The sequence below is a fragment of the Aminicella lysinilytica genome, from assembly GCF_004362975.1.
Classification (GTDB): domain Bacteria; phylum Bacillota; class Clostridia; order Peptostreptococcales; family Anaerovoracaceae; genus Aminicella; species Aminicella lysinilytica.
On sequence record NZ_SNXO01000050.1, the window covers coordinates 1 to 10901 of the forward strand.

The 10901-nt window shown below is 46.2% G+C and carries 12 protein-coding genes; 9 read left to right on the forward strand and 3 right to left on the reverse strand.

Features of this window, described 5'->3' with window-relative positions; translation table 11 throughout:
• Nucleotides 1–369: 369 nt before the first annotated feature.
• The 3 genes from tnpC to tnpA form a co-directional block, all read right to left on the reverse strand.
• Nucleotides 370–1986: an IS66 family transposase gene (gene tnpC, locus EV211_RS09690; protein WP_133529235.1), complete on the reverse strand. Its 1617-nt coding sequence runs from the start codon at nucleotides 1984–1986 to the stop codon at nucleotides 370–372.
• Between the two features lie 61 nt (nucleotides 1987–2047).
• Nucleotides 2048–2404: an IS66 family insertion sequence element accessory protein TnpB gene (gene tnpB, locus EV211_RS09695; RefSeq protein WP_133529236.1), complete on the reverse strand. Its 357-nt coding sequence runs from the start codon at nucleotides 2402–2404 to the stop codon at nucleotides 2048–2050.
• A 106-nt stretch (nucleotides 2405–2510) separates the two neighbouring features.
• The gene (gene tnpA / locus EV211_RS09700; protein ID WP_133529237.1) at nucleotides 2511–2753 is read right to left on the reverse strand and encodes an IS66 family insertion sequence element accessory protein TnpA; all 243 of its coding nucleotides are present in this window, start codon (nucleotides 2751–2753) and stop codon (nucleotides 2511–2513) included.
• A 225-nt stretch (nucleotides 2754–2978) separates the two neighbouring features.
• Between tnpA and EV211_RS11180 the strand changes: the two genes are divergently transcribed.
• The 9 genes from EV211_RS11180 to EV211_RS09745 all read left to right on the forward strand — a co-directional run bounded on the left by EV211_RS11180 (nucleotide 2979) and on the right by EV211_RS09745 (nucleotide 10666).
• Nucleotides 2979–3248: a type II toxin-antitoxin system HicA family toxin gene (locus EV211_RS11180; protein WP_408608630.1), complete on the forward strand. Its 270-nt coding sequence runs from the start codon at nucleotides 2979–2981 to the stop codon at nucleotides 3246–3248.
• The gene (locus tag EV211_RS09710) at nucleotides 3248–3595 is read left to right on the forward strand and encodes a type II toxin-antitoxin system HicB family antitoxin (RefSeq protein ID WP_133529239.1); all 348 of its coding nucleotides are present in this window, start codon (nucleotides 3248–3250) and stop codon (nucleotides 3593–3595) included. The genes EV211_RS11180 and EV211_RS09710 overlap by 1 nt, the downstream gene beginning before the upstream one ends.
• A gap of 66 nt (nucleotides 3596–3661) precedes the next feature.
• Nucleotides 3662–3928, forward strand: coding sequence for a hypothetical protein (locus tag EV211_RS09715; RefSeq protein WP_133529240.1), 267 nt, complete (start codon nucleotides 3662–3664; stop codon nucleotides 3926–3928).
• A gap of 183 nt (nucleotides 3929–4111) precedes the next feature.
• On the forward strand, nucleotides 4112–4450 hold the full coding sequence (locus EV211_RS09720; protein ID WP_166635433.1) for a helix-turn-helix domain-containing protein: 339 nt from the start codon (nucleotides 4112–4114) through the stop codon (nucleotides 4448–4450).
• A complete protein-coding gene (locus EV211_RS09725) occupies nucleotides 4440–5192 on the forward strand; it encodes an ImmA/IrrE family metallo-endopeptidase (protein ID WP_166635434.1) in 753 nt (250 codons plus the stop codon). Before EV211_RS09720 ends, EV211_RS09725 begins: the two co-directional genes overlap by 11 nt.
• A 126-nt stretch (nucleotides 5193–5318) precedes the next feature.
• Complete coding sequence (gene dltD / locus EV211_RS09730; protein ID WP_133529243.1) at nucleotides 5319–6563, forward strand: D-alanyl-lipoteichoic acid biosynthesis protein DltD; 1245 nt, start codon at nucleotides 5319–5321, stop codon at nucleotides 6561–6563.
• Nucleotides 6564–7117: 554 nt separating this feature from the next.
• The gene (locus tag EV211_RS09735; RefSeq protein ID WP_133529244.1) at nucleotides 7118–7906 is read left to right on the forward strand and encodes a hypothetical protein; all 789 of its coding nucleotides are present in this window, start codon (nucleotides 7118–7120) and stop codon (nucleotides 7904–7906) included.
• Nucleotides 7907–8096: 190 nt separating this feature from the next.
• Complete coding sequence (locus EV211_RS09740) at nucleotides 8097–8576, forward strand: hypothetical protein (RefSeq protein ID WP_133529245.1); 480 nt, start codon at nucleotides 8097–8099, stop codon at nucleotides 8574–8576.
• A gap of 746 nt (nucleotides 8577–9322) precedes the next feature.
• Entirely contained in the window at nucleotides 9323–10666 is a 1344-nt protein-coding gene (locus tag EV211_RS09745; RefSeq protein WP_166635435.1) for an MATE family efflux transporter, read from the forward strand.
• Nucleotides 10667–10901 lie beyond the last annotated feature (235 nt).

Below are 10901 nucleotides of genomic sequence, written 5' to 3' on the forward strand. Positions count from 1 at the left end.
TGCCCCCAACTCCAGCCCCCAAAAAGTTTGTAAGACTATTCCATATCATTCCAGTTTGTGGAATTTATTTTGCCCCCAAATAACTTTGGATACCCAGTTATTTGGGGTTTCTCCGTAAGTGGTAAGCCACATGTACTGTAAGCGTCAAACCATGAGCACATAATATTTAGCACCTGCAGAAAACGTCAATATGACGGAATCTGCGGTCACTGTTGCAGGTGTGACTTCCGTCAACTTGACGGAATCTGCGGTTACTGCTACAGGTGTGACTTCCGTCAATATGACGGAAGTTGCGCTACAACTACATAAATCAAAAAAGCGTCAACTCCCTGGCCATACCCGGCCCTGAAGCTGACGCTTGATTTTTATCTATTGATGCTGACCTTCTCTGCAGTTCTCCGGGATCTCATCAGACCACGGTAGCAGGCTGTCTATCTGCTCATCGGTGATGCCTTCCGTCTGTGACATCACATCGAAAACGTGAGTAAGGTATGCGAATGGTTCCAATCCATTTCCTTTCGCTGTTTCTACTATGCTGTAGCTTATGGCGCTGGCGTCTGCTCCATGAGGCGTATTGCAGAATAACCAGTTTTTGCGTCCGATCACGAATGGTTTGACGGCCCGCTCGGCAATATTGTTAGATATTTCAAGCCGCCCATCTTCCAGGTACCGCCGTAGCTGCTGTTCCTGATTCCTGCTGTAAGTTATGGCTTCTCCCAGCTTGCTCTTAGGGAGCACCTTCGAACTCATTTCTTTTACCCATGCAAAATACTCGTCCAGTAAAGGTGCTGAATGTTCATTTCTGTATGATGCTCTCACTTCGGGCGTATCGTCGATGCATTCTTTTTCAATTGCAAAGAGAGCGTCACAGTATCTTATCCCCTGTGATATGTTTGGTGAGGGACTTTTCCCTGCCACAGCCAGAGCATCAGTGAATTTTCGTCTTGCGTGGGCAAAACATCCGGCTGAAATGACAGGTCCGGCTTTCCGGTCCTTGTCAGTACATATCTGATTGTAGCCGCTATATCCGTCCGTCTGCAGATATCCGCTGAAGTCCTCTAGAAATCCTGTGGGATACTTGCTCCCTCGTCCGGGTTCGTAATCGTAGAGTACACATGGGGCAGAGTGTTTCCCGCTGCAGTAGACCCACATATAGCTTTCCTGCGTTGCTTTGCGCCCCGGTTCGTTTATGACTTCGAGTTTTGTCTCATCTGCATGTACGATGTCTTCTGCCATCAGATGCCGCTTCATGCGTCCATACAACCTCGCCAGGTATTTACTGCCCGCTATGACCCAGTTTGAAAGGGTCTGCCGCGACAGTTCCATGCCATAGCGTCTGAACATCTGCTCCTGCCTGTTAAGCGGCAGGGCATATACATATTTCTGAGTGATGATATGAGCCAGAAGTGATGATGAGCAAAGGGAGTTTCTGAACAACGCCTTTGGTGAAGGTGCCGTTATGATGGTGCCTTTGATGCCATTCGACTCACAGTTTCTGCAGGCATATGTATAGCTGACATGTCTTTTGACTGTGAATCTGGCCGGTACTACTTCTATCTCGTCCCGAACAGTTTTCTTCATTTCGTGAAGGCGATGTCCGCATTCAGGGCATATCTGCTCCCCAGGAGAAAGACGATATTCCACGATCTTTACCGGAACGTTCTTTACCTTGGCTTTCTTAGCTCCCTTTGCCTTATGTCTCTTCTTGACATCTTTGAGCGCGGGTTCATAGGCTTCCGGGTCCGAGAAGGTCTCTGCCTCATTCATAAAAAAAGATAACTGCTCATCGGGATCGATCATGTTCTTCTCACTCGATGTGCCGTATATCTTTTTCTTGTTTGCACGGATCTGCTCTATGAGCCATGCGTTTTCCAACTCTAATGCCTCGTTGCGATCCATATATTCAGTCAGCATCTCTTCCATTTCATCTCTGCTGAGTGATGATATATCTATTGATTTTCCATTGACATCCTTCTTGATTTCCATACATATATTATACCATATCTGCAATACAAAAACAATGCTTTATCGTTGAAATATCAATGTTTTACGCTACCACAAAGTTCCTTCTCACTATGTACGATTCCATGACCAGACCTTCAAGGAATCGATCCAGATCAGCCTGTGTTATCATGTCTGCATTTTCTCCTTTGAACGATTCCGGCCAGCAGAATCTTCCTTTTTCTCTGCGCTTGTAGTATAGAACGAATCCATCCTTGTCCCAATGTAATATCTTAACTTTATCATGTTTCCTGTTGCAGAAAACGAAGAGAGCATCTGAATAGAGATCCAGATCAAAATTGTTCTGTACTATGGCCGCAAGACCGTTTATGGATTTACGCATATCGGTCACATTGGTAGAAAGATATATCTTGGTCTCTTTCTTCATTATCCTGCGTATCATACAGACGCCATTGCCTTTACTATACTGTCTATCACGGAAGCCGGAGCATCATATGGAATGTTAACCAATATATTGCTTGTGCTGAGTGTAATAGAAGATCCTTTGACTAACGGATGCTCTTTCTGTTTCCCGGCTCCGGCAGCTGCAGCCAGCCATTACTGTTACAGCTGTCGTTGTTGTTGCTCTTTTCAGATGGATTGATTCTCAGCTTTCTTAGCCAGTATCTGAGTGTAGATTCAGATATACCGTTGTCGCGACACCATATCTTCTGTGTTTTACCGCTATCTATCAGATCCCGGATACGATCCTCCCATATGGCGTTTCTGCTTTCTTTTACATTGTCATCCAATTGATGCACTTCCTCCCGATTTAGTATGATGATCTTGCTACTATTATCTCACATCATCCTTGGAATTTGAATGTGCTCATGGTTTGACACTTACCCCAAAACCGCCAAATTGCCTTTTGTAATATAGTATTTAGCGGCTTTTCCCATCACAGTAGTAGCGATGGAGTATTGACTTATATGTAAACAAGTGGTATCATATTGTAACTAGATATTAGTTACGGAGGTGTGTCGTTGAGTTCTAGAGAAAAACAGATAAGTAGGTTTCTGTCGAAACCAAGTGACTATAAATATGATGAGTTGATAACGGTGTTGGGATTTTTAGGGTATAGTGAGCGCAAGTCAGGTGGAAGGACCTCGGGCTCAAGAGTGCACTTTGTTAATTCCAATAAGCGGGTTATCAGTTTACACAAGCCACATCCAGGGAATGGGAATTATGTGAAGAAGTATGCGATTGAATTGGTAATTAGTGCCTTAAAGGAGAGTGGGGATTTATAATGAAAAACTATTTTGAGTATAAAAAATATATAGGTACCGTAAATTTGAGTATGGAAGATAGAGTGTTTTATGGTACAGTCCATGGATTAAAGGATCTGGTCACTTTTGAAGGAGAGACTTTTGAGGAATTAGAGAGTTCGTTCCGGGAGGCGGTAGATGATTATCTGGTTGTTTGCGAAGAACTTGGCAAGGAACCTGAGAAAGCGTACAAGGGGCAATTTAACGTGCGAATAAGTCCTGAATTGCATAGACAAATAACCATGAAGGGTATCAGCGAGGGTATGAACCTAAATCAAGCAGTAGAGCAGGCTATTAAGGAATATGTTTATCCTAAAGAGACTGCCTGATATCAAGTGTAACATCATCATATGGACTTGATCCGCTGATAACCCCACCTGTATTTGTGGAAGAAGATGGGGAATGAGCAATTTGAATATTTTGTGAAGGTTGGCATTGGTGCAAACACCGGCAGCATGACTGGTGCGGGAAGTTTTGTGCGTAAGTGGTATGAACTGATAAAGAGATGCATATATGGTAAGTTTACTTCCAAAGGTAGTTATAGACCGGGTTTAACATACTGCTATACCAACGGTAAGTCCGTTAAAGGAAAAGCATGGACATATTCTAAAAAATACAAACGCATGATACTGAAGAGTATGCCGGAGTCAAAAGTCAGATAAAGAGCAAACAATTAACCAGGCTTGGATCCATACTGGATTTTGCCTGGTTTTACTTTTTGTGCATTAGGCGCAATGTTAGCCTTTTGTCATAAATTTATAAATATTTATATTGAAAATATGACAAGAACGGAGTATAATTCAATTACAGGTAGGAGTAAGTGATATCTGATGGAGGGTAATGAAATGAAGAATATTGGTGAGATTGTCAAGCGCTTGCGCACTGATAGTGGGTTGAATCAGAATCAACTTGGCGAGTATCTTGGGGTCGGACAGACTATGATAGCTAAGATAGAGAAAGATGAGCGCAATCTGACCACCGATCAGATTGATAAATTGTGCGCTTTGTTCGGGTGCGATATGGCATATCTGTTAGGTGAGAAAGAAAAATGCAACCAACTGAAGTTTGCGTTCAGATCCAAGAATGCAAGTTTGGAAGTATTGACATCAGTTGCTGCAGTCAATAAGATAGCGTTGAATCTTCGTATGCTTAATGAATTACTGGAGGATGTTGATGAAAAGTGAACTGGAATTAAATTCTGATGCGATTATGTTACGTAAAAAATGGGGACAGGACTCGGAAACACCCGTAGATATTTTTGCGCTGACCAGACTTCAGCCGAAAGTAACGCTGGTGAATATAAAGATGGACGCAGACATAAGTGGAGTGTGCATCAGAGACAAGGCGAGCATAGTCATAGGTATCAATACAGACATGTCATGGGGCAGGCAGCGCTATACGCTGGCACACGAGTTATACCACGGCTTCATTGACGAAACAGATGCAACGTACATTTGTAATAAGCAATTTGATAATGGAAAACCCGTAGTGGAGAAAGAGGCTGATGAATTTGCATCGTTCTTTCTCATACCCTATGAGGCATTGGCACAGTATGATCGCAATATGATCAAGAATAATTGGTCAGATGAAGAGGTGATTATAGCAGAGCAGTTCTTTCAGATAAGTCACCAGGCGTTACTTATCAGGCTTGTGAAGAATGAGTATATTTCTGATGATAGATACGAAGAACTAAAGCAACTCGCAGTCACCGGGAAAGCAGTCAACCTTGGGTTCAGCACTGCCCTGTACCGCCGATCTGAAGACGAGGATCGTTACGGTTGCACCGGTGAATATATCAGAAAGATACAACAGGCTTATGAGCGAGGACTCATCGGCGCTGGTAAAAGAAGGGAACTATTGCTTGATGGATTCAGCCTTGGGATAGATGCACTGGGGCAGAGTGAAGGGATAGTAGGCGATGACTAGAAAAGTGTTCTTCGATTGGTCATATCTCCCCTGTTAAGATGAAATTAAGTATTTTAAGATAATCCTAAAATTCATAACCCCCATAAAGTGCTATCATTAATAATAGCACTTGGCAGGGGGGATTAGATGAATAGAAAATTAAATGTAGTGATCGTTACGCTTTTGGTTGCGATCCTGGTGATGGCGGCTGCGGTCATTGCCGTCGTCGTGACTACGGACGGCGGTGCGGGAACCAAGAGCAGCAGCGCGCGCTCCGAATCGAAGGCCGATAACAGCGCGGAAAGTGATATTACGCAGAGGCAGAAGGCCTTTGGCACATGGACGAACGCGGAAAAGTATTATTCCTACAATTATCTCACAGAGAATCTTGCTGGAAGTTCTCTTGTGGTCTTTGGATCTTCGGAATTTAATCATGGCAACAATACTCGATATTTTCCCAAGAAACTTTTTGCGAAGACAAACGTAAACCCTATGCTCATAGGCAATGCGTACAATCAGTCCCTTAGCCTGGCCACCTACCTGGGCGCCCTGGAATCCAAGATGAAGAATCGGAAGGTCGTACTCCTTCTTTCTCCATCGTGGTTTTATTGGGGTGGAGTCAGCCAGTACCATTATAACCTGCGCTTTTCGGAAATCATGTATCTCGACCTCATGAAGAACAAGGACGTACCCCTGGCAAGCAAAAAGTACATTGCCGAGCGTAGCGAGAGTCTGATAACAGACGCTGGCATCCTTGCGCGCGTCAGGCGTTATAACAGCATTTTCATACAGGGCAAAAGCTCCGCCGTGGACAAAAAATACATCGCCAGGCGGATGAAGGCTTTGAACAAAGCGGCTGACAGCGCCGCGGCCGTGGCCATGACAAAAGATGACATCACAAGCATTCCCAAAGACAAATTCACCTACAATAAGAGTTTTGTTCCCGACTGGAAAAATCTCGTATCCTCTGCCGTGGCCGAGGACAAGGGGAAACGCAATAATCCCTATTATATAGACGATGAAAGATATCAGAAAAAGTACTCCGCCCAGGTCGCCTATTCTAAAGGCAGCCAGAAAAACATGTCCTTCGAATATTCTCCCGAGTACAAAGACCTGCGCTGCTTCCTGGACATCTGCAAGGCCTGCAAAATCAAGGCTCTTCTTGTGGAACTGCCCATGAACGGCTATTGGTACGATATGACTGGACTCGACGCCGGAAAACGTCGGATCTTCGTGAAAAAGGTCGACAAAATCGCCGCCGCCTACGGCGCAGCGACGGCAAGCTTCACCAAGCAGGAATACAGCAAGTACTTCATGCTCGACACCGTGCACCTGGCCGGCAAAGGCTGGACCCTGATAAATAAGAAAATCTACAACTTCGCCGCGCGATGAGGCCAGGCGGCGGCATGCCTCGCCGCCCGGCGCTGCCGCGCCAGCTTGCCTCGCCGTGTAGCCCAGCTTCGCCGCGCCGGCTCGCCGCGCTTCGCTGGCTCGCCGTGTAGCCCGGCGCTGCCGGCTTGCCTCGCTTTGCTGGCTCGGCTCGCTTCGCCGTGTTGCGCTCCGCCGCGCCGCCGGCTTGCCGTGTAGCCCGGCGCCGGCCGGCCGCGATGTGTTTTATGTCAAATCCATTTTTTTGCCTATCTGAATCTGAAAAACTCAATTTGAGCGATTACAAAATTACCAGTAAATGACAAATATTGAAATTAAATTACATTAATTAACATTTATGCTTGCAATTCCCTTACATATAATGTAAAATATGTTTACAATTAACTATTACAACGATGGTATGCGGGCTGTGAACCTGATTCAACTGAGAAATTCAGAAACAGAGATGTGAAAATTTGAAATTGACATAAAACACATCAGAAATTAGCGGCCGCGGGCCGGCAGGCCGGCAACGCATGGCAAAATTAGCGGCCGCGGGCCGGCAGAAAGGATAGTCAATGGATATAATCCGATTTATTAAGAGGGAAATCGCTGCTGAGAAGAAGTTCCTCAGCGTGGCAAACAGTGAAATCAAAAAATCGCCGAAGGGAAACCTGGCCGCTTATATGAAGAATGGCAGGCCGTATTATGTTAATGTCATCGGCGGTGAGAAGAAATATCTTAAGAAAATAGATCAGAGTGTTATTGACGAACTCAAAGCTAAACGATATTGCCAGGAGGCAGTTAAGGTATATAAGAACAATATTCCGGTATTGGAGAAGGCACTTAAGAAACTAAGGCCATATACGCCGGAGGATGTTTTGCGCGGGATGCCTAAGGGGATGGTTGATTTTCCGGAGGAGTGCTACAAACACATGGATCTGATAGATGCCAGGCGCTGGGCGGAAGAGCCATATAAGAAGAGCAAAAAGCATCCGGAGCATCTTATCCACATGACAAAAAAGGGCGACTGGGTGCGTTCGAAAGGTGAAGCTAATATTTGTGATACGTTATACTACTACGGGATTCCTTATCGCTATGAACCGGTCTATTGCGCATATGGGTATGAATATGCGCCAGATATTGTCGTGTATTCCCAGTATTTTCAGAAGTTTTTTTATTGGGAGCACGTTGGTAAGACCAATGATCCGGGATATCTTGCTAATAATTTTAATAAGTACAGGGATTATGTAAAAATGGGGCTCAAGCCTTGGGATAATCTGATTGTGACATACGATGGGGAGGACATGGGTATGGACATGCGGATAATAGATAATCTGATTCATTTGTGGTTCCTGGGCGAGTAAGCGGGCCGGCCCAGTTTCGCCGCTGGCCCAGTCTCGCCGCCTCATGCCGGCCTAGCTTCACCGCCGCCGGGCAAACCCTGCGCCGCGGCCTGCGAAATCCCCGAGAACAACACAAAGCGAGTATTGTTTTGTGCGATAATATGTGGTAAAGTTAAATAACAAAAGTAGTTCAGAGCATTGGAGGCTTACGATGAACGAAGATCTGAAAGCACTTATCGACACATATTACAGTTTGGCGGACGCCATGGCGGCGCAGGGTTTGCCCGGCGACGGCGAGTCCCTGAAGACGCATATGGCAATGGTGTCAGTGGCGGTGGCCGCGGCCGAGGGGAGCGTGCGCGAAAGTGAAATCAACTGCATCCGCGAATATCTCGACTACCCGCTAACAAAAGAAATCGTTCACGAGAACATTTTGCCGGCGAAGTTGGACAAAATTCTGACCAGGCCGCCGGTGGAGATTTACGCTTTTGTTGCTGCGGAGAAAAATATGGCCGGCGCTGAAGAGGGGCCGGGGACAGCGGATATGTTTATCAAAGTGGTTGACAGCTATCTGACGGAGATGATCATGGCCGACGGCGACGCCGACGAGAACGAGACGTGGATCAAAGATAAATACATCTCTATGTTGAAGTCAGAAGTCAAGAAGACTCGGAAGAAGTTTAAAAGTTAATAAAGGAAGGCCATAGTCCGAAGTTTGCGACTATGGCCTGTTTTATATCAAAAGAAGCATCGCCCAGCCCAGATTCTCTGGGCCGCGCGATGCTTACATCTGAATATAAAGTAGAACGGCATGGCAGGCGGGCTTCGCCCGCCGGTAGCCATGCCGGCCATTTTTTATCAAAGGAAGCCGCCCGGCCCCGGTCTGGTTGGCACAACAAGTCGCGGGCCAACCCCGGTCGGGCGGCTACATTTTTATAAGATGAAGCCATTGTTGCCGGGGGCACAATGGCTTCTGATTCGGTTATTCATACCAATACAGGGAATATACATAGAATTTAGCCGTCTCGGAAATTTAGCTCTGATGTGTTTTATGTCAAATAGCAGATTTCGATACCCGTAATCTGAATGGCTTCAAATATAAGGCTGTAACCAGGCCAAAATCTGGTCTGAAGTACAGTATTAAGCGCAACTGACTTAGTTTAAATGTAATAAACTGGAATCCAAGTCAGGCCTGTAAATTTCATGTAACTGAAAGTTCATAATAATGCATAATGACCGCATAAATCCTGCATATTTTCGAGGAAAATGGTTGATCTTTCCATTCCTCGATTTCGGTTCAGATTCTTGGATAGTAAAATTGCGAATTGACATAAAACACATAGTCGGCCGCCAGGCCGAAGGCCAGCGGCCTTGAAAACGGCCAGCGGCCTCTTGCCAAGTCGCCTTTTGCTGTGTTATACTCAAAACATGGAGAGATTGAGTGAAGACAAGACATTTTACAGGAAGCTGCTGATCGTTGGAATACCAGTGGTGTTTCAGAATCTGATCAGCATTGGCCTGAATCTGATCGATACTTTGATGATCGGAATGCTGGGAAAGCAGGAGCTGGCAGCCGTTGGAGCGGCTAACCAGGTCTATTTTATTTACACTGTTACGCTTTTCGGGCTCTTCAGCGGGGCAGCCGTTTACACGGCTCAGTACTGGGGCTCCCAGAATCTGAAGGGCATCAAGCACCTGATAGGGATCGACTATGTGGTGGCTATCGTCCTGGCGGCCAGCGTTACTGCCGTTTCCTACGCCCTGGCGCCGGAGATCATAAGGCTTTTTTCAAAGGATCCGGAAGTCATCCATTACGGCACTCAGTATATCAGGATCGCCAGTCTGTCATATCCGATTTCAGGAATATCAATGGTGATTTCATATAATTCGAGGGCAATTCAGCGGCTGAATGTAGCCACGGCCGTCAGCGCCGCGGCACTGGGCATCAACGCTGTCCTCAATTATATACTCATATTCGGCAAGTGCGGCATGCCTATGCTGGGCGTCCGCGGAGCGGCCGTCGCCACCTGCATAGCCAGGATCTGCGAGTTGATAGCTTTGCTCGTCTATGTTTACGCTACGAAAAACCATCCCTTCCGCGGCACGCCGTCGGAACTTTTCAGCTTTGGTCGAAATTTGTTCCAAAACGTCATGCGGACGGCTATTCCCGTGGTATTCACCGAAGGCGGCTGGGCATTGTCCTTTGCGATGATTTTTGCGGCTTACGGCAAGCTGGGAGTGTCGGCGCTGGCGGTTTCCCAGGTGGTAAACGTGGTCTGCGACATGCTGCAGTCCTTCTACTTCGGCGTGGGCAACGCCACGGCAATGCTCATCGGCGAGGCCCTCGGCCAGGGCCACAAAAATAAAGCCTACCGTTACGGCAAGCTTTCCTTCCGCGCTGTTATGCTGTTAAATGTGGTCATGACGGCGGTCATGTTCCTGCTGGCAAAGCCCATCGCCGGCATATACAATTTCGACGCGGAAACTACCCACCTGCTGATTCTGGCCATCTGGGCCCAGGCTTTGATCCTGACGCCGAAAATGCTTGCATATCTGCCTATCGTGGGCATACTGCGAGCCGGCGGCGACACGCTTTTCTGCATGGTCCTGGACATCAGCTGCAACTTCCTGATTGCAGTGCCTATGGCCTTCCTTTGCGTCATGGTTTTCCATCTGAGTCTGCCAATCGCCATTATCCTGGTGGACCTCAGCGATCTGGTCCGCATATTCTTCTGTATACCGCGGTTCCGGAGCCGGAAGTGGATTAATATAGTTGCTTAGAGGTAAAGAATACGGCTGCAATAATTGCGTATATTATATAGCGAATATATGCAACTATTGCAGTTTTATATTGACTACGATATGCAATCATGGTAACATATACTAAACGGAGACAATATGAAGTGACCTCACAATTGTATATTCGTGTATTTACCTGTAAAATATTATTTGATAAGAATAATAAGGTAACAGGGATTACCGCATACAATAGGAGGCCACATATGAATAGTATAGT